The sequence below is a fragment of the Pseudomonas sp. RIT357 genome (assembly GCF_000632245.1).
Taxonomy (GTDB): Bacteria; Pseudomonadota; Gammaproteobacteria; order Pseudomonadales; family Pseudomonadaceae; genus Aquipseudomonas; species Aquipseudomonas sivasensis.
The window spans coordinates 1-20016 of record NZ_JFYX01000007.1 but is presented as its reverse complement, the minus strand read 5'-3'; the positions used below and the strand labels follow the sequence as shown (position 1 = coordinate 20016).

The window sequence follows — 20016 nt, the reverse complement described above, 5'->3', positions numbered from 1 at the left end:
TTATGGCAGGGCGTAGGCGATCACGTAGTCGCCACGGTCAGTGGATTGGCGTGCACCGCCGGCGGTGACGACTACGTACTGCTTGCCGGTTTTCGGCGATACGTAAGTCATCGGGCCGCCTTGGCTGCCGACCGGCAGGCGGGCTTTCCACACTTCGTCACCGTTGCCGCTGTTGAAGGCGCGCAGGTAGAAATCCTGGGTGCCGGCGATAAAGATCAGGCCGCCCTGGGTCGACAGCGTGCCGCCGAGGGTCGGCAGACCGATCTTGATCGGCAGGTGCATACGGATGCCCAGCGGGCCGGTGTCTTCAACGGTGCCAACCGGCACCTGCCACGCGACTTTCTGGGTCTTCATATCGATGGCGGTCAGGGTGCCGAACGGCGGCGCCTGGCACGGAATGCCGGCCACCGACAGGAAGCGGTTTTTGTTCACGGCATACGGCGTGCCCTTGAGCGGGACCGCGCCCATGCCGGTGTTCAGCGCTTCGCCACCGGACGAAGACTGGGCTTTGTTCTGCGACGGCACCATCTGGATCCACAGGCCCAGGCGCATGTCGTTGACGAAGATAAAACCGTGCACCGGGTCGGTGGAAATGCTGCCCCAGTTCATGCCGCCCAGGGAACCCGGGAAGCTCAGGGATTTATCGGTGCCCGGCGCGGTGTACAGGCCGTCGTAGCGCATGCCTTTGAAGTCGATGCGGCACAGCAACTGGTCGTACGGGGTGGCGCCCCACATGTCCGATTCAGTCAGGGTTTGCGCGCCGATCTGCGGCATGCCCACCGATTTAGGCTGGGTTGGCGAGTACGGTTCATTGGGGATGTTGGCGGCCTTGACCGGTACTTCTTTTACGTCAGTCAGCGGTTTGCCAGTGGCGCGGTCGAGCACGTAGATCTGGCCGGCCTTGGTGCCGATCACTACCGCAGGCACGGCTTTGTCGCTGCCCGGCGGGGTGAAGTCGATCAGGCTTGGCTGCATCGGCAGGTCGAAGTCCCACAGGTCGTTGTGGACGGTCTGGTACACCCACTTTTCAGCACCGGTGGAGGCATCCAGCGCCAATACCGAAGCGCCGTATTTATGGTTGAGCTGGGTGCGTTCCACGCCGTAGATGTCGGTGGATGAGCTGCCCATCGGCAGGAAAATCGTGTTCATCAGCGGGTCGTAGGACATCGGCGCCCAGCTGTTCGGCGTGCTGCGCACGTAGGTGCTGTCGCCGGTTGGGGCTTGTTTGTCTTCCGGGTTGCCGGGGTCGAAGGCCCAACGCATTTGCCCGCTGATCACGTCAAAACCACGGATCACGCCGCCTGGCATGTCGGTCTGCACGTTATCCGCCACGCGGCCGCCGACCACCACGGTGGTGCCAGCGATCAACGGGGCCGAGGAGAGCTGGTAGTAGCTGTCCGGGACATTGCCCAGGCCGGCTTTCAAATCCACCTGGCCGTGGGTGCCGAAGTCTTCACAGAATTTGCCGGTGTCGGCGTCTACCGCAATCAGGCGGGCATCAATGGTGTTGGTCAGCAGACGGCGCTGGCACTGCGCACCGGCTGGAACGCTGGCGGCAATGATCGGCGAGCTGTTGGGCTGGGTCGGCTGGGCAATCGGCGCGGTGGCGTCGAAATAGGCCATGCCGCGGCAACGCTGCCAGACCGCCGATTTGGCGTTGACTTCGTTCTTCCACAGTTCTTTGCCGGTGTCGGCGTCGAGGGCGATCAGATTGTTGTGCGGGGTGCAGATGAACACTTTGTTGCCGATCTGCAGCGGGGTCAGTTGGTCTTCGGCACCGTTGCCGTCGCTGATCGCCACGTCGCCGGTGTGGTAGGTCCAGGCTACTTTGAGCTTGTTGACGGTGTCGCGGTTGATCTGGTCCAGCGCGGCGAAGCGGCTGCCGCCTTCAGTGTTGCCGTAGTGCGCCCAATCTTTCTGCGCATCGGCCGGGACCACTGGCGTGACGCCTGGGCCGGCACCGGTCGGGGCGACGCTTGGGTGGGCGACAAACATATTGCCCGCCGCAACCACTACGCCCACCGCCAGTACGGCGGCAACGCCATAGGCACCACGCGCAGGCTTGCCGACCAGCAGTGGGTACACCAGCGCGACCACCAGGCCAATCGCGGCGAACATGAATAGCCGCGAGAACAGCGGCCAGAACACCAGGCCCACATCCGCCACGGCCCAAATGGCTGTGCCCACCAGGAACGCGGCAAACAACCACGCACCCGCCGGGTTACGCCGGGCAATCAACAGGCCGGCAATCGCCATGGCCACGCCGCCGATCAGGAAGTACCAGGAACCTCCCAGGCTAACCAGTTTGGCGCCGCCGACGGCGAGCGCGATGCCGAGCAGGGCGATGATAACGCCCAGGCCCAGGAGTAAGAATCTAGAGACGCCAGTGGCGCGCGATGCTCGTTTCATGTCGAAAGGACTCGAATGTGAGAGGGCAAAGACGCGATTTTAGCAAGATAAGTAACTGGTTAGTACATTAGAGTCCTGCAATAGACTATTACAGTTGCTGCGATGATGCAGTGCGGTCAAATGCCGCGTTGGATAGGAGGGTTTTCTCGATGGGCAGCGGTGCGGGGAGCGCGTATTCAGGGGTGTCGATAGCCGTATCAGGATGAGCGCACTTTGAGCCTCAACGAAACGCCCCATCGGTTGAGTGGATGGGGCGTAGCGTTCGACCACCGTCTTTACAGGCAACTTTGCTCGAACTCTTCGAGCATATCGGAGCGGATCAGATGACCCTCGTCATCCCGATCCCGGTACCGTCGTGGCTCAAGTCACTGGCCATGCATGGGTTGACGTCTTCCTTGAGGGCGATGCGACTGACGTGTGTGTCCGCATACGCCCTCTGTCTGACAATGCCTAAAACTTGAAGCGTCCCACCAACCCTTTGAGCTGACCGGAAATATCCGTCAAACGACCTGAGCCGGTCTGCGCCGAATGGGCAAAACCTTCCACCAACTGCGCGTCGGCATGGATCTGCGCGATGTGCCGGTTGATCTCTTCCGCCACTTGGTGCTGTTCCTCAGCGGCGGTCGCGATCTGGGTGTTCTGGTCGCGGATCGAGTCCACGGAGCCAAGGATCTTGTCGAAGCTGTCGCGAGCCTGCTGGATGCGTTCCACGCTGGTGTGGGACACCAGCAGGCTGCCTTGCATCTGCTGCGTGACTTCCTGGGTGCGGCGGGCGAGGTTGCCCAGTAGGCTGTCGATTTCGCCGGTGGAGTCTGCGGTGCGACGCGCCAAGGCGCGGACTTCGTCTGCAACCACGGCGAAGCCTCGGCCTTGGTCACCGGCGCGGGCCGCTTCGATTGCCGCGTTGAGTGCCAGCAGGTTGGTTTGCTCGGCAATCGAACGGATGGTATCGAGGATGGTGTTGATGTTCTGGCTGTCCTGCTCCAGCAACTGCATGGTCTGAGTCGATTTCTGCAGGTCTTCGCTAAGCTTGAGCACGCTGCCCGTGGCTTCGCCGATGTGCTGCTGACCGGCGTGCACATCGCGATAGCCTTCGTCGGCACTGGTGGCCGCGGCGCTGCAGGAGCGTGCGACTTCGTTGGCGGTGGCGACCATTTCGTTGAACGCAGTGCTGACCAGTTCCACGGCTTCACGCTGGCGGCCGGCGGCCTGGTTCATGTTATTGGCCACTTCGCTGGTGTCGGCGGCGGCGGTTTGCAGGTCGGATGATGCGTTACCGATGCGCTGCACCAACTGCGCGATCATGCTCAGGAACTGGTTGAACCAGCCGGCGAGGCTGGCGGTTTCGTCCTTGCCTTGCACCTTGAGCTGGCGGGTCAGGGCGCCTTCACCTTCGGCGGTTTCTTGCAGGCCGTCGGCCACGCCACGGATCGGGCGGACAATGACGCTGGCGAAACTGGCGCCGACAATCGCGAACACTAAGGCCAACGCGGCAGCGATCGCGGCGATCAGCCAGGTGAGGCTGGTCGCACCCGCCATCACTTCGTCCCGCTTGATCAGCCCGATAAAGCGCCAGCCCAAGTCTTTTGAACTGACCACGTTAGCCATATAGGCCACGCCGTCGATGTCGATTTGGGTCACGCCGTCGCCACGCTTGGACAGTTCGGCGTAGTTGGGGCCGAGGTCTGCCATCGGCTTGAAGTTGTGCTTGGCGTCGCTGGGGTCCACCAGCACGTTGCCATTCGCTTCGACCAGCATCAGGTAGCCGCTGTCGCCTAGCTTGATGTTGCGCACCAGTTCGGTGAGCTGCTTGAGCGACACGTCGAGGCCGACCACGCCGAGGATTTTGCCGCTGGCGTCGGCGACGGTGTGCACGGTGCCGATCAGCACCACATCATCCGGTGCCCAGTAGTAGGCGCCGGTGCGCACGGTAGCGCCAGGCGCGGCGATGGCCGCTTGGTACCAAGGGCGTACGCGTGGGTCGTAGTTGTTCAGTTTGGTGTCGTCCGGCCAACTGGCGTAACCGCCGTCGCTCAGGCCCAGGGACAGGTAAGCGGTGCTCGGATGGCTCTTGGCGAACTGGTCGAAGATATCCAGCAGTTCTTTGTTGGTGGGTGTAAGGGGTATTTGCGCGGCGTCGGCGCCGGCGTAGCTCTTGAGGTCCTTGGCCGCGACAACGCGCGGGTCCTTGGCCACAAATTCGACGTTCTGGCTGATGCCGTCGAAGAACTGCTTCATGCCATTGTCGATCTGGCGGATTTCGCGGCCGCTGCTGTCGAGGAAGTTGGCCAGGGCCCCCTCGCGCAGATTCAACACTACCAACACGGCGACCAGGATGACGGGGACGCACGCGATAGCCGCGAACGCCCAGGTCAGCTTCTGCTTGATATTCATGACTTCACCTGCGGAGTATTTATAGTTTTGGCAAGGCAGTGGGTAGCGCAGAACGTCGCATGTGTTGTTATGAAGAGGTGTAGCCCATGCGTACCCCCGGTTTATCGACCGAGGAGTCACGCACTTTAGGGCCGCAGTCGTGATCAGCCGATTTGGGTATCAGCCAGGGCGTCGCGGCGCATCGATTGCAGGTTTTTTTCGATGGTTTCGCAGATGGCTTCCATCTGGATCTGGTGTTCGCTGGAGCGGAACGGGCTTTGCAGATCGGTGCCGATGCGTTCGATGGCCAGCAGCATAAAGCCCACCACCGTGGAGGCTAGCGGCGTGAACCAGCCCAGGGACTCCACAAGGCCCACCGGTACGATCAGGCAGAACAGCGAGATAAACAGCCGCGGGAAATACACGTAAGGGTAGGGCAGTGGGGTGTTGGCGATACGCTCCATGCCGCCCTGGGCGTTGGACAAGTCCACCAGGGTGGATTCCAGCCGAGCCAGGCGAATGCTGTCCAGGTGCCCGGCTTTGTATTCCCGGGCCAGGATGGCCGCCGAGCCGGTGAGGATATCGTTGGCAAAGTTATTGGTGGCACCGTTGCGGGCGAATTCCTCAGTGGGGATAAACGCGCGGATTTCATCCGGGCATGGCTCGCCCTTGAGGTGGGCGGCCAGGCAATTCACGTAGGCCACGTGGCGGCGCAGCAGGGTGGACTTGACCGGGTTCACTTCACCGTCGGGGTCGTCCAGTAGCGTCAGCACCTGGCGCGCAAAGCTGCGCGAATTGTTGACCATCGCGCCCCATAGCGTGCGCGCCTCCCACCAGCGGTTGTAGGCGCTGCTGTTGCGAAAGCTGATGAGCACAATCAGTGCCGAGCCCAGCAGAGTGAGGGGCATCAGCGGCAAGTTGATCTTGGCGGTGAGAAACAGCATGAAGTCCACGGTGACGGCGACGTCCCACAGCAACAGCCAGAACAGCGACCAGCCCACATAGCCCATGGTCTTGATGATCAGGCGGTACTTTTTGATGATGGCGGCTTTCAAACGACAACCTCGTGGCGAGCGGTAGGCAACTGTGCCTTAGCTCGGACGCTGGTTTGCGGGGAAGGTTCGCTGTGGTGACTGAAACGGTTAAGCCGCCGGGGTCTTTTTGGAACAATTTTGGTAGCGACGGTGTCCCCTGCGCTAATCACGATAGATTGCGCTCAAGGCAAAACGCCATTATCTGTGCTGCAATTGAGATCAGTGAATCCAAGTTGTTTGATCAGGGCTCTTTCTCATGTGCAGTGGTTCGTTGAAGTTGGCGGTGGAACAGTCGGCGCGTGCGTTTGAGCGCCATGTGGATTTTGAAGCGTGTATTCGTACCCATTATTCGATCTTGCTGGAGTCCTATTCAAAAAGACCATTTTTCTACAAGACCGCACTGAAGTTCAGTCGCTTGATGGTGTCCTTTACGTTATTGAGCACCTATTTCTCCAAGCAGGTGCCTTTACTGTCCGAGGTGAAAGAGTTTTGTACGGCGCGCGGGTTCTGTTCCAGAAACAGCCTGGAGTCGATCTTCCTGCTGTTCAGGGCGTTGGGGTTCATGACGGTGTCGAGGCATGCGGATGACAGCCGTCTGCGGGTATTCAGTCCGTCACCCCTAGCCTGCGAGGAGATCAGGCTGATGCTCACGTCCGTGGTCGAGCCGCTGGGCGTGATGTGCCCGGAAACCGCGGTTTGCGGCTCAATGAACGGGCTGGATGATCGCGCTTATCTGGCACGTTATTTCAAAGGTTTTTCGGTCCTTCTCTCCCACAACGTGACCATCGACCTGCTGATGCCCGACTGTTATTGGCTGGTAAAGCGCGATGCCGGGCATATGTTGATGCTGGCGATCTATAACGATGCGTGTGCGTTGGATAACCAGGGGGCAAGTTTCAGGTCTTCGTCCTACCTTTCCATCGCTGAGCAACTCTCGGTGTCCAAGACCCATGTTATTCGCTTGGTGCAAGAGGGGGCTGACCGGGGCTATTTCAAGATTCATTCCAAGACATTGCTTGAAGTCCTGCCACCTTTTATCGTGTTGGTAAGGCGCTTCATGGCGTATTCGTTTGCGACCTGCCTGCACAGTCTTCAACTGAGTCATGTCGATACCAAAGCGGCCACTCATGCATAGGGAGTGACGGGATGCCGGCTAATGTGAAGCTCAGGCCACGGATGCAAAGGCTGTTGTCGCCCGCAATTGCCCAGGCGGAATTGATCGGGATTTTCGCCTGGCTGGCGGTGTTGCTGGTTGATCGCGGGGGGTTGTTCGGCTGGCCGGTCGTGCTGGTCACGATGGGGCTGTGCGTGGTGTATGGGGTTCACCGGGTGGTGACTCAGTATGTGCTGTGGCGGGCGCTGGGCGTGGGTTATATGGTGCTGCTGTCCGCGGGTTTTGCCTATGTGGTTCACACCCGCCCCGACCTGCAGGTGTTCGCCTTGCCGCTGGCCGTGACCTTGGTAATGAGCAGCGCAATCCTGTTTATCGTGGTTCAGGATTTTCTGTTCTGCGCCGCATTGGTGTGGTTACTGACGTGGCCCCAGATTCAGCTGAGCCTTTACGCAGGCGTCGACACCTACGTGTTCATCTTTTGCGCCGCGTCGGTGGCCATCGGATTTATCTTGAATGTCTACTACCTGAAGAACCTGCGTTCCGTGTTACTGGTGGAGAGTGAGTTTCGGGAGTTGGCCGAGACCGATTATTTGACCTCCATCCTGAACCGGCGGGCCTTTATGGAGAGCTTCGCCAAACTGATTGCGGCCGGTGATACCGGCTACTTCATGATGCTGGATATCGACAGTTTCAAATTGAAGAATGACCAGTTCGGCCATGACGTCGGCGACAGGATTCTCTGCGCCATGGCCGCGTGCTTTAAATCCACCCCAGGCAGCCACAGTTTCGGCAGGATTGGCGGCGAAGAATTCGGGGTGCTGCTGGTGGGCGATGACCCTGGTCTCGCCACCGATTACGCGCTGCGCCTGCTGCAAGCGATCCGCAGCAGTGTCGCGCCGCCCCATGACTACACTTGCAGTGCGGGCATGGCGCGCTTTACGGCCGGGGCCGAAATGTCGGCGGTCCTCAAGCGTGCCGACCGCAACCTCTACGCTGCCAAGGGCAACGGTAAAGACCGCGTGTATTTGGATGGCGCGCCGGTGTTTCAGGGGTCGACGTCCACCCCGGAGGCCCTATGAAAGTTGGCGTGATTTCCGATACTCACGGCCTGCTGCGGCCTGAAGCCGTGGCGGCGTTGCAGGGATGCGAACAGATCATCCATGCCGGCGATATCGGTAGCCCTGAAATTCTTCAGCAATTGGCGCAGACCGCACCCCTGCACGTGGTGCGCGGCAACAATGACCAGGACGCGCCGTGGGCACGGCAGGTGCCCGACCATCTGATGCTGGATGTGGACGGATGGCGGACGTTGGTGGTGCATGACATCGCCGACGTCCCCGCACGACTCGATACGCATGTGCGGCTGGTGATCACCGGTCATTCGCACAAGCCCCTGATCGAATGGCGGGGCGCAACGCTGTATGTGAACCCCGGCAGTGCAGGGCGGCGGCGCTTCAAGTTGCCGGTGACGTTGGCGGTGCTGGAGGTGCAGGCGCTGACGATCGAGTCGCAACTGATCACGCTGCTGGACTGATCGGGGTTTATGCTTGCGCCAGGATGCTCTGCAACAACCCTGGAAACCGTTCCTCAAGCACATCGCCGCGCAACGAATTCATATGGGTCGTGCCCACGCTGCGGGTGTGCACCAGGCCGGCATCGCGCAGTACGCGGAAGTGGTGGGACATGCTGGACTTGGGGCGCCCGCCGTCCAGTTCGCCGCAAGTGGCTTCCGGCACGCCGGCCAGGCAGCGCACGATTTCCAGGCGCACCGGGTCGCTCAGGGCGTACAACAGACGCTCCAGGGTCAGATCTTCAGGGGTAGGGTGTTTGAAGGCTCGCATGGATCGGATGATAACAGGGGGGTATCGCCGAATACCATAGTTCGATTACCATCGAACTATCGAATCACTCACTCGCTGCTGGAGTTCCCATGTCCGCTCTGTTCGAATCCTTCAAACTCAAAGACGTAACCCTGCGCAATCGCATCGCCATCCCGCCAATGTGCCAATACATGGCCGAAGACGGCATCGTCAACGACTGGCACCACGTGCACCTGGCCGGCATGGCCCGTGGCGGTGCCGGTTTGTTAGTGGTCGAGGCCACTGCCGTTGCGCCTGAAGGCCGCATCACTCCGGGCTGTGCCGGCATCTGGAGCGATGCACATGCTCAGGCGTTCGTGCCGATGGTCAAGGCGATCAAGGCCGCAGGTTCAGTGCCCGGCATTCAGATTGCCCACGCCGGGCGTAAAGCCAGTGCCAACCGTCCATGGGAAGGGGATGACCATATTCCGGCTTCCGACGCACGCAGTTGGGAAACCATTGCGCCGTCGGCCATCGCCTTCGGTGCCAACCTGCCCAATGTGCCGCGCGCCATGACCCTAGACGACATCGCTCGCGTTAAACAGGATTTCGTCGACGCCGCCCGTCGTGCCCGTGACGCCGGTTTCGAGTGGATCGAACTGCACTTCGCCCACGGTTACCTGGCCCAAAGCTTTTTCTCCGAGCATTCCAACCAACGTACCGATGCCTACGGTGGCAGCTTCGACAACCGCAGCCGTTTCCTCCTGGAAACCCTGGCCGCCGTGCGTGAAGTCTGGCCGGAAAACCTGCCGCTGACCGCGCGTTTCGGTGTGATCGAATACGACGGTCGTGACGAGCAAACCCTCACCGAATCCATCGAACTGGCGCGTAATTTCAAAGCCGGTGGCTTGGACCTGCTGAGCGTCAGCGTCGGTTTCACCATCCCCGACACCAACATCCCGTGGGGCCCGGCCTTTATGGGCCCGATTGCCGAACGCGTGCGCCGCGAAGCCGGTATCCCGGTGACCTCGGCGTGGGGTTTTGGTACGCCACAATTGGCAGAAGGCGCGTTGCAGGCGGGGCATCTGGACCTGGTCTCAGTGGGCCGCGCGCACCTGGCAGACCCGCATTGGGCGTACTTTGCCGCCAAAGAGCTGGGCGTGGATAAGTCCTCCTGGACCTTGCCAGCGCCGTATGCGCATTGGTTGGAACGCTATCGCTGAGGCGAGCCAAGCGGTTTATGGAGCCACTCAATCGAGTGGCTTTTTTTATCTGAGAATTGATACAAGGCTGATACGCAAAAAATAACGAATGAGAATGGATGTCAAACGAGAATGCGTTGATATACCATGCGCCGCGAATTCTTGGCAGGTTTGCCGTCCCATCTGGCTCATTCACTAGGTCCAACATCCATGCGTCGTACCCTGATTTCCATCTGTGTGTTGCAGGCGTTTTCCCCGTTCACCTGGGCAGAAGTGGCGCCCACCGAGCAAACCAGTCTGGAGTTGCAAGCGACCACTGTGACGGGCACGGCGGACTATGAAACAGCTCAGGGGCCGGTCAAGGGCTACCACGCCACACGCTCAGCCAGCGCGACGCGCACCGACACGTCGATTCATGAAACACCGCAGTCCATCAGCGTGGTGTCCAAGGATGTGGTCGAAGACATTGGCGCCACCCGCCTGCAGGATGCCCTCGACTATGCCGGCGGCGTCGGCCGCGCCAACAACTTCGGCGGCCAGGGCCTGACCACCTTCACCGTGCGCGGCTTTACCACTGGCGAGTTCTACCGCAACGGTTTCCCGATCAACCGCGGCTACCCGAACATGCCGGACGCCAACACCATCGAACGCCTCGAAGTACTGCGCGGTCCCGCAACCATGCTGTATGGCCGTGGCGATCCAGGCGGCACGTTCAACGTGGTGTCCAAGCAGCCGCTGGCAGAGCGTACCGTGACCCTGGGCAGCCAGTTGAATGATCAAGGCATGAAACGCGGCACCCTGGATGCCTCCGGCCCGTTGGATGAAGACGGTCGCCTCGCTTATCGCCTGAACGTGGTGGGCGAGGGCGGCGACACCTTCCGGGACCATGTGGAAACCGAACGCTACGGCGTGACGCCTGTCATCACCTGGCAAGCCACCGACGACACCAAGGTGATCTTCGAAGGCGACTTCATGCGTAACAACCACCCGCTGGACCGTGGCCTGACGCGCTATCCCACCCAAAAAGGCAACGCATCGCGCGATACCTTCTGGGGCGATAAAGACGTCGGCAAATTGCACAACGACAACAGCATGGCGCAGTTGCGCTTCGAACACCTGCTCAACGAAAACTGGACCCTGGGCGGCGGTTTCCAGTGGCTGGACGGCACCTTGCAGGGCAACGCCATTGAAGCCAACGGCCTGAGCGCCGATGGCCGCACGCTGCAACGCAACTTCAACTATCGCAAGCTGGAATGGACCGACAAGGACTACCAACTCAACCTCACCGGGCATTTCACCACCGGTGGTTTCGAGCACACCCTGCTGACCGGCATCGAGTATGAGGATTACGACTACAAGTCGATCATCCAGCGTTCCAGCGCCACCGAGGGCACTTACCCGATCGATATCTTTGACCCCGTCTACGGCCAGGCACGCCCACCGCTGACGCGAACACCGACCCACGACAAAGAAAACCTCAAGACCTACGCAGCCTTTGTGCAGGACCAAGTGGCCCTCACCGAGCGCCTGAAAGTCTTGGCCGGTGCGCGTTTTGAGCGTTTTGAGCATGACTACGAAAGCTACGTGACCGGGGTTAAACCTTGGCAAGCCGCTGATAACGCCGTCACCCCACGTGTGGGCGTGATCTACGACCTTACCGATACCGTCGCGGTCTACGCTGACGCCGCACGTTCGTTCAAGCCGAACACTGGCGCTGCTCGCCAAGGTGGCGGGTTTGAGCCGGAAAAGGGCAAGTCCTATGAGATGGGCGTCAAATGGGAAGCCTTGGACCGTCAACTGAGCGTCGACGCGGCGATCTACCAGATCGAGAAGAAAAACGTCCTCACCACCGACCCAATCGACTCAACCTTCAGCGTCGCCGCTGGCCAAGTCCGCAGCCGTGGTTTCGACCTGAATGTGGCGGGCAATATCACCCCCGAGTGGCGCGTGATCGGCGGTTACGCCTACGTGGATGCCGAAGTCACCAAGGACAACACCATTCGCTCCGGCACGCGCCTGCTGAACATTCCCCGCAACAGCTTCAGCCTGCTTAACGTCTACGAATTCCAGGACGGCGCCCTCAAAGGCCTGGGCCTGGGCGCGGGTGGCAAGTATGTCGACCAGCGTGCCGGCCAGACCGCCAATACGGCGTTCTCGATGGACGCCTACACCGTTGTGGACCTGCTGAGCTACTACAAGGTCAATGACAAGGTACGACTGAACCTGGATGTAAAGAACCTGTTCAACCGCGAGTATGAAGAGGGCGCATTCGGCAATATCTACGCCTACCCAGGCGCACCCCGCACAGTGCAGGTCGGTATCGCTTACACCCTTTAAAGGCCCGCACAGCTTCAATGTGGGAGGGGGCTTGCCCCCGATAGCGGTGTAACAGCTGGCTTATTTGCAGCTGACCCACCGCCATCGGGGGCAAGCCCCCTCCCACATTTGATTGCGTTTACATTACAGCGGCGTCAGCACATTCATCACCGTATCCAACGCCACCCGCGTGTCATCCAACTGCACCAGTGAGGCATGCCGTGCACCCAGCGCATCGCGGTTCTGGATCGCGGTGAGAATCGCCTTGTGCCGGGGCAGGCTCAGGCCCTGGATGTCCGGGCGACGGTTGGTAATGTTGATCGACTCGCGCAACGGCAACGACAGCATGTTGCACATATAGGCGAGCAAGTCGTTGCGCGTGGCGTCGGCAATGGCGCGGTGGAAGTCCAGGTCGGCCTGCAACAGGTCTTCGTGGGTCTTCGCGGTTTCCATGCCCTGGTAGGCTTTTTCGATGGTGGCGATGTCGTCATCGGTCGCCGTGGTGGCGGCCATGGCGGCGATTTCCGGTTCGAGGATGCGCCGCACGCCGGCCAGGGTATTGAAGAATTCGCTGTGGGGCGTGGATTGCATCAGCCAGGACAACACATCCGGGTCGAGCAGGTGCCACTTCAAGCGCGGCCGCACCACGGCGCCCACCCGTGGTTTGGAATACACCAGGCCCTTGGCGCTGAGCACCCGGGTCGCCTCGCGCAGCACCGAGCGGCTGACTTTGTACTCCTCGCAGAGCGTGGCCTCCATGGGCAGTCTTTCTTCCGGCTTGAAGCGACCGGAAACGATGTGCATGCCCAAGTCCTGAACGATCTGGGCATGCATGCTCTTGCGCGGCTTGGGCGGCTGGTGATCCATAACGACGGGGAGGCTCTGGCTTAAAGACGCGGCATCATAGCATCCCAATTAGTGGGAATGACGCGGGACTTCCGCCCCCCGGCAGCCCACCAGGAAGTCAAAGTCGCAGCCTTGGTCTGCCTGCAACACATGGTCGATGTACAGCTGGCGGTAGCCGCCGACGATGAGTTTTTCCGGTGGCGCCAGGTCTGCCATGCGCGCCGCCAGCTCTGCATCGGGGATGTCCAGGTGCAAGCGGCCGTTGGCGCAGTCCAGTTCGATCCAGTCGCCTTCCTTCACCGTGGCCAACGGCCCGCCCGCTGCTGCTTCCGGCGCGACGTGCAACACCACCGTGCCGTACGCCGTGCCGCTCATGCGCGCATCGGAAATACGCACCATATCGGTCACGCCCTGGGCCAGCAGCTTGGCCGGCAAGCCCATGTTGCCGACCTCGGCCATGCCCGGGTAACCCTTAGGCCCGCAGTTTTTCATGACCAGGATCGAGTTGGCGTCCACGTCCAGCTCCGGATCGTTGATGCGCGCCTTGTACATGTCGAAATTCTCGAACACCACCGCACGACCGCGATGCTGCATCAGCTCCGGGCTGGCGGCTGACGGCTTGAGCACTGCGCCGAGCGGGGCGAGGTTGCCGCGCAGCACGCAGATACCGCCGTCGGCGCGGATCGGGTTATCCAGGGTACGGATCACTTCGTCCTGGCCGTAGATCGGCGAGTCCTTGGTGTTCTCGCCCAGGGACTTGCCGTTCACGGTCAAGGCGTTCGGGTGCGGGATCAGGTTGGCTTCGCCGAGGCGGCGCAACACGGCAGGCAGGCCGCCGGCGTAGTAGAACTCTTCCATTAGAAAGCGCCCGGACGGCTGCAAGTCGACGATGGTCGGCATGCCACGACCCATGCGGGTCCAGTCGTCCAGGTCCAACTCGACGCCGATGCGCCCGGCGATGGCTTTGAGGTGAATCACCGCGTTGGTCGAACCACCGATGGCCGCGTTCACGCGAATAGCGTTTTCAAACGCCTCCTTGGTAAGGATTTTCGACAGCTTCAAGTCTTCGCGCACCATCTCCACCGCGCGCATGCCGGACATGTGCGCCAGCACATAGCGCCGCGCATCCACTGCCGGAATCGCCGCGTTGTGGGGCAGGGAAGTGCCCAGTGCCTCGGCCATGCACGCCATGGTCGACGCGGTGCCCATGGTGTTGCAGGTACCCGCCGAGCGCGACATGCCGCCTTCGGCCGCAAGGAAGTCGTCCAGGGTAATGGTGCCGGCCTTGACCTGTTCACTGAGCTGCCACACCACGGTGCCCGAGCCGATGTCCTGGCCCTTGTGCTTGCCGTTGAGCATCGGCCCGCCGGTGACCACGATGGCCGGCACGTCGCAACTGGCGGCGCCCATCAGCAGGGCCGGGGTGGTCTTGTCGCAGCCGGTCAGCAGCACCACACCATCAATCGGGTTGCCGCGAATGGCTTCTTCCACGTCCATGCTCGCCAGGTTGCGCGTCAGCATGGCAGTGGGGCGCAGGTTGGATTCGCCATTGGAGAACACCGGGAATTCCACCGGGAAGCCACCGGCCTCGATCACGCCGCGTTTGACGTGCTCGGCGATCTGGCGGAAATGCGCGTTGCACGGGGTCAGCTCCGACCAGGTATTGCAGATACCGATGATCGGCTTGCCATGGAACTGATGGTCGGCAATGCCCTGATTCTTCATCCAGCTGCGGTACATGAAGCCGTTTTTGTCGGCGGTACCAAACCACTGGGCAGAGCGTAGGCCGGGCTTTTTATCAGACATGATCGATTCTCTTATTGTATGACTATATGTTCTCTCTGCGGCTAAACATAAGCGCAAAATGTTCGCTTTGGAAGAGTTGTTTTGCAAATAGTCCTACTATATAGTCTGGCTTAACTGAGGTATGACCCTGGCGGATTTTCTGCGAGAGGCATCCCCGATTCCTATAAGAACAACAATCGGAGATCGACCCCATGAGCGAGGAATTGCGGCTTATCCGGCGCATCACGCTGAAACTGATTCCCTTCCTGATCTTGCTGTACCTGATCGCCTACGTGGACCGTTCCGCCGTGGGCTTTGCCAAGTTGCACATGGGCGCCGACGTCGGCATCGGTGATGCGGCTTATGGCCTGGGTGCTGGGTTGTTCTTCATTGGCTACTTCCTGTTCGAGATTCCCAGCAACCTGATGCTCGACCGCTTCGGCGCGCGGCGCTGGTTCGCCCGCATCATGATCACCTGGGGCACCATCACCATCGGCATGGCGTTCGTGCAGGGGCCTCACAGCTTCTATGTGATGCGCTTTCTGCTCGGTGCGGCCGAAGCCGGGTTCTTCCCGGGCGTGCTGTACTACATCACCCAATGGTTCCCGGTTCGCCATCGCGGCAAGATCCTTGGGCTGTTTATCCTCTCGCAGCCCATCGCGATGATGATCACCGGCCCCGTGTCCGGCGGCCTGCTGGGTATGGACGGCATCCTCGGCCTGCACGGCTGGCAGTGGCTGTTTATCGTGATCGGCACCCCGGCGATCCTGCTGACCTGGCCGGTGCTGCGTTATCTGCCGGATGGTCCCAAGCAGGTCAAGTGGATGACCGACGCCGAAAAAACCTGGTTGACCGACGAACTGAACAAAGACCTGCAAGCCTACGGCCAGACCCGCCACGGCAATCCATTGCATGCGCTCAAAGACAAGCGCGTGTTGCTGCTGGCGCTGTTCTACCTGCCGGTGACCCTGAGCATCTACGGCCTGGGCTTGTGGCTGCCCACGTTGATCAAGCAGTTCGGCGGCAGCGATCTCACCACCGGCTTCATATCGGCGGTGCCGTATATCTTCGGCATCATCGGTTTGCTGATTATCCCGCGCAGTTCCGACCGCCTGAATGACCGTTATGGCCACCTCGCGGTGCTCTATGTGCTGGGTGCGATCGGCCTGTTCTTCAGCGCCTGGCTGAGTGTGCCGGTGCTGCAAATGGCGGCGCTGTGCCTGGCTGCGTTCGCGATGTTCTCTTGTACGGCGGTGTTCTGGACCTTGCCGGGCCGCTTCTTCGCCGGCGCCAGTGCGGCGGCCGGCATTGCCTTGATCAACTCCGTGGGCAACCTCGGCGGCTATATCGGCCCGTTCGTGATTGGTGCGCTCAAGGAATACACCGGCAACCTGGCCTCGGGCTTGTACTTCCTGTCCGGTGTGATGGTGTTCGGGCTGGTGCTGACCGGCGTGGTTTATCGCCTGCTGGAGCGCAAGCACGTGCTGCCCGTCGACCAGTTCGCCGCCAGCGCCCGTGGCGCCACACGTACTTAATCTAGGAGAACCTTCATGCGTTTAGTGCAGTTCGAACTCAATAATGGCGAGCGCCGCGTTGGCGTAGTGGAAGGCAAGCAACTGCGTGAAGTGCGCAGCGCCCATAGCGTGCGTGAGCTGGCCTTGGCCGCCATCGAAGCGGGCGTCAAGTTGCAGCAGCAGGTGGACAGCCTCGGCCTGGGCGACAGCCACGACTACGCCGCCTTGCTGGCCGAACAAAAAATCCTGCCGCCTCTGGATCATCCGGACCCGGCCCACATGCTGATCAGCGGCACCGGCCTGACCCACTTGGGCAGCGCCTCGGCGCGGGACAAAATGCACCAGGGCGGTGACGACAGCGCCCTGACCGACACCATGCGCATCTTCAAGTGGGGCGTGGAGGGCGGCAAGCCCGCCGCCGGTGAGGCCGGCGTGCAGCCGGAGTGGTTCTACAAGGGCGACGGCAGCATTGTGGTGCGCCCAGGCCAAGCCTTCCCGGTGCCACCGTTTGCCGAAGATGCTGGTGAAGAACCGGAGATCGGCGGCCTCTACGTGATCGGCCACGACGGTAAACCCTACCGCCTGGGTTTCGCGGTGGGCAACGAGTTTTCCGACCATGTGATGGAGCGCAAGAACTACCTGTACCTGGCCCATTCCAAGCTGCGCAGTTGCAGCTACGGCCCGGAACTGCGTGTCGGCGAATTGCCCCAGCACCTGGCCGGCACCAGCCGCATCCTGCGTAACGGCGAGGAAATCTGGCGGAACGAATTCCTCAGTGGCGAGGCCAATATGTGCCACAGCCTGGAAAACCTCGAATACCACCACTTCAAATACAGCCAATTCCTCAAGCCGGGCGATGTGCACATTCATTTCTTCGGCACCGCCACCTTGTCATTCGCCGACGGTATACGTACCCAACCGGGGGATGTGTTCGAGATTAGCCAGGCTGAGTTCGGCGCGCCGTTGATCAACAGTGTCGGCAGCGTCGATGCAGCGTTCGAACCCGGCAATGTCATCACCCTTTAAGGAGACCCACATGACCCAGTTTCTCGGCCACAACTTTATCGGCGGCCAGCGCAGCGCCAACGGCAGTGTGAAGCTGCAAAGCGTCGACGCCACCACCGGCGAAGCCTTGCCCCAGGATTTCTACCAGGCCACGCCGCAGGAAGTCGACGCCGCCGCCCAGGCCGCCGCGCAGGCTTATCCGGCGTACCGGGCCTTGAGCGCCGCACGTCGCGCGCAGTTCCTGGATGCGATCGCCGATGAGTTGGATGCGCTGAGCGATAACTTCGTTGAGTTGGTCTGCCGCGAAACCGCATTGCCTGCCGCCCGTATCAAGGGCGAGCGCGGGCGTACCAGCGGGCAGATGCGCCTGTTTGCCACGGTGTTGCGTCGCGGTGATTTCTACGGTGCCCGCATCGACAAAGCCCTGCCGGATCGCCAACCACTGCCGCGTCCAGACCTGCGTCAATACCGCATCGGCCTCGGCCCGGTGGCGGTGTTCGGTGCGAGCAATTTCCCCCTGGCATTCTCCACGGCAGGCGGCGACACCGCCGCCGCGCTGGCAGCCGGTTGCCCGGTGGTGTTCAAAGCCCACAGCGGCCACATGGCGACGGCTGAACAGGTAGCCAATGCAATCATCCGCGCGGCCGAGGCCACCGAGATGCCAGCTGGCGTGTTCAACATGATCTTCGGCGGTGGCGTCGGTGAGGCGCTGGTCAAGCACCCGGCGATCCAGGCGGTGGGCTTTACCGGCTCGCTCAAGGGCGGTCGTGCCCTCTGCGATATGGCCGCGGCGCGCCCGCAACCGATCCCGGTGTTTGCCGAAATGTCGAGCATCAACCCGGTGATTGTCTTGCCCCAGGCCTTGCAGGCGCGGGCCGAGACCGTCGCCCGTGACCTCACCGCGTCGGTCGTACAAGGCTGCGGCCAGTTCTGCACCAACCCCGGCCTGGTGATCGGTATTGCATCGCCGGAATTCACCGCGTTCACCCAACAGGTGGCGCAATTGATCGGCGAACAACCGGCGCAAACCATGCTCAACGCCGGTACCTTGAGCAGCTATGGCAAGGGCCTGGAAAAACTCCTGTCACACCCTGGCATTCAGCATTTGGCCGGCAGCACCCAGGCTGGTAATCAGGCGCAACCGCAGCTGTTCAAGGCCGACGTGCGCATGTTGCTCGATGGTGATGAAGTGCTGCAAGAAGAAGTCTTCGGCCCCACCACGGTGTTTATCGAAGTGGCTGATCAAGCCCAACTCAGTGCGGCGTTGCACGGCCTGCACGGTCAACTGACGGCCACGATCATTGGCGAGCCGGCGGATTTTCAACAGTTCGCCGAGCTCACGCCGCTGCTGGAACAGAAGGTTGGGCGCATCCTGCTCAACGGCTACCCGACCGGCGTGGAAGTCTGCGACTCGATGGTGCATGGCGGCCCGTACCCGGCCACGTCCGATGCCCGTGGCACGTCGGTCGGCACCTTGGCCATCGACCGTTTCCTGCGCCCGGTGTGCTTCCAGAACTACCCTGATAGCCTGCTGCCCGACGCGTTGAAAAACGCTAACCCGTTGCGTATCCAGCGCTTGGTCGATGGCACGCCATCGCGCGATTCGCTGTAAGGAATCCGGAGGTTTCATGTCGTGTAAGGCCGTCACTGCACACCGTGCGCAATTGGGCGAAGGCCCATTCTGGGACGCGCCCACCCAGGCGCTGTATTGGGTCAATATCGCCGGTAAACAGGCCTTGCGCCTGATGGGCGGGCAATTGCAGATCTGGCAGTTGCCCGAGCATGTCTCGGCCTTTATCCCGTGTGAAAGCGGCGATGCATTGGTGACCTTGAGCAGCGGTGTCTACCGCCTGGACCTGGTCACCGAAGCCTTGACCCTGCTGTGCGTGGCCGACCCGCAACCGGGCAACCGTGGCAATGAAGCGCGCTGCGATGCCCAAGGCCGGCTGTGGCTGGGCACCATGCAGAACAACATCGGTGAGCAGGGCGAAGACCTGCCGATTACGCGGCGTTCAGGTGGCTTGTTTCGCATTGATGTCGATGGGCAGGTCGCGCCTCTGCTGAGCGGCCTGGGCATTCCCAACACGTTGCTGTGGAGTGAGGACGGCAGCCAGGTGCATTTTGGCGACAGCATGGATGGCACGCTCTATCGGTATGTCATCCAGCCCGACGGTCAGCTCGAACCGGCACAGGTGTGGTTCGGTCCACACGCACGCGGCGGGCCGGATGGCTCGGCGATGGATGCCGAAGGCTACATCTGGAATGCCCGTTGGGACGGCAGTTGCCTGCTGCGCCTGACGCATGATGGCGAGGTGGATCGCATCATCGAACTGCCCGTCAGCCGTCCCACCAGTTGTGTATTCGGTGGGCCCAACCTCACCACGCTGTACATCACCAGTGCCGCCAGCCCGTTGGATCACCCTCTGGATGGTGCGGTGCTGGCTATCGAAGTCGATGTCCCTGGCAAACCGTGCCATCGCTTTGCCGGTTAAACCCCAAGACTCAAAAACAACAACAAGAGGTGTCGTTCATGAAAAAAGCCCTACGCGTCCTTGCCGCCGCCGTTGCTTTAAGCAGCCTCAGCAGCCTCGCATCCGCCGAAGAAGTGAAGATCGGCTT

General features: G+C 61.2%; 14 protein-coding genes and 2 pseudogenes. 9 read left to right on the top strand and 7 right to left on the bottom strand.

The window, feature by feature from the left end; all coding sequences use genetic code 11:
* From BW43_RS20415 to BW43_RS20425, 4 genes and pseudogenes are all read right to left on the bottom strand, one after another.
* Complete coding sequence (locus tag BW43_RS20415; RefSeq protein ID WP_032885435.1) at positions 1-2409, bottom strand: glucose/quinate/shikimate family membrane-bound PQQ-dependent dehydrogenase; 2409 nt, start codon at positions 2407-2409, stop codon at positions 1-3.
* A gap of 450 nt (positions 2410-2859) precedes the next feature.
* Positions 2860-3375, bottom strand: a pseudogene (locus BW43_RS29520) (methyl-accepting chemotaxis protein); the annotation flags it as partial.
* Positions 3376-3723: 348 nt separating this feature from the next.
* A pseudogene (locus BW43_RS29515) lies at positions 3724-4803 on the bottom strand (cache domain-containing protein); the annotation flags it as partial.
* 143 nt (positions 4804-4946) lie between these two features.
* Positions 4947-5837, bottom strand: a complete 891-nt coding sequence (locus BW43_RS20425; protein ID WP_032885432.1) for a bestrophin family protein — start codon at positions 5835-5837, stop codon at positions 4947-4949.
* Positions 5838-6099: 262 nt separating this feature from the next.
* Between BW43_RS20425 and BW43_RS20430 the strand changes: the two genes are divergently transcribed.
* Genes BW43_RS20430 through BW43_RS20440 form a run of 3 tightly spaced genes read left to right on the top strand, consistent with a single transcriptional unit; the run spans position 6100 to position 8464 of the window.
* Positions 6100-6951: a hypothetical protein gene (locus BW43_RS20430; RefSeq protein WP_233897064.1), complete on the top strand. Its 852-nt coding sequence runs from the start codon at positions 6100-6102 to the stop codon at positions 6949-6951.
* A gap of 11 nt (positions 6952-6962) precedes the next feature.
* Positions 6963-8009 carry a GGDEF domain-containing protein gene (locus tag BW43_RS20435; protein WP_032885430.1) on the top strand — a complete coding sequence of 349 codons (1047 nt, stop codon included), beginning with the start codon at positions 6963-6965 and terminating at the stop codon, positions 8007-8009.
* On the top strand, positions 8006-8464 hold the full coding sequence (locus tag BW43_RS20440; RefSeq protein WP_032885429.1) for a metallophosphoesterase family protein: 459 nt from the start codon (positions 8006-8008) through the stop codon (positions 8462-8464). Before BW43_RS20435 ends, BW43_RS20440 begins: the two co-directional genes overlap by 4 nt.
* Positions 8465-8471: 7 nt before the next feature.
* On the opposite strand, the gene BW43_RS20445 is transcribed toward BW43_RS20440, so the two are convergent.
* A complete protein-coding gene (locus BW43_RS20445) occupies positions 8472-8771 on the bottom strand; it encodes a helix-turn-helix transcriptional regulator (RefSeq protein WP_032885428.1) in 300 nt (99 codons plus the stop codon).
* 89 nt (positions 8772-8860) lie between these two features.
* On the opposite strand from BW43_RS20445, the gene BW43_RS20450 reads away from it, so the two are divergent.
* The gene (locus BW43_RS20450; protein WP_032885427.1) at positions 8861-9952 is read left to right on the top strand and encodes an NADH:flavin oxidoreductase/NADH oxidase; all 1092 of its coding nucleotides are present in this window, start codon (positions 8861-8863) and stop codon (positions 9950-9952) included.
* 189 nt (positions 9953-10141) lie between these two features.
* On the top strand, positions 10142-12268 hold the full coding sequence (locus BW43_RS20455) for a TonB-dependent siderophore receptor (RefSeq protein WP_032885426.1): 2127 nt from the start codon (positions 10142-10144) through the stop codon (positions 12266-12268).
* A gap of 123 nt (positions 12269-12391) precedes the next feature.
* On the opposite strand, the gene BW43_RS20460 is transcribed toward BW43_RS20455, so the two are convergent.
* Entirely contained in the window at positions 12392-13114 is a 723-nt protein-coding gene (locus tag BW43_RS20460; RefSeq protein WP_032885425.1) for a FadR/GntR family transcriptional regulator, read from the bottom strand.
* A gap of 48 nt (positions 13115-13162) precedes the next feature.
* Entirely contained in the window at positions 13163-14899 is a 1737-nt protein-coding gene (locus BW43_RS20465) for an IlvD/Edd family dehydratase (RefSeq protein ID WP_032885424.1), read from the bottom strand.
* A gap of 191 nt (positions 14900-15090) precedes the next feature.
* Between BW43_RS20465 and BW43_RS20470 the strand changes: the two genes are divergently transcribed.
* Genes BW43_RS20470 through BW43_RS20485 form a run of 4 tightly spaced genes read left to right on the top strand, consistent with a single transcriptional unit; the run spans position 15091 to position 19889 of the window.
* Positions 15091-16413 carry an MFS transporter gene (locus tag BW43_RS20470; protein ID WP_032885423.1) on the top strand — a complete coding sequence of 441 codons (1323 nt, stop codon included), beginning with the start codon at positions 15091-15093 and terminating at the stop codon, positions 16411-16413.
* Between the two features lie 15 nt (positions 16414-16428).
* A complete protein-coding gene (araD1, locus tag BW43_RS20475; protein WP_032885422.1) occupies positions 16429-17418 on the top strand; it encodes an AraD1 family protein in 990 nt (329 codons plus the stop codon).
* Between the two features lie 10 nt (positions 17419-17428).
* Entirely contained in the window at positions 17429-19009 is a 1581-nt protein-coding gene (locus tag BW43_RS20480; RefSeq protein WP_032885421.1) for an aldehyde dehydrogenase (NADP(+)), read from the top strand.
* Positions 19010-19025: 16 nt separating this feature from the next.
* The gene (locus BW43_RS20485) at positions 19026-19889 is read left to right on the top strand and encodes an SMP-30/gluconolactonase/LRE family protein (protein WP_032885420.1); all 864 of its coding nucleotides are present in this window, start codon (positions 19026-19028) and stop codon (positions 19887-19889) included.
* The last annotated feature ends 127 nt before the right edge of the window (positions 19890-20016 follow it).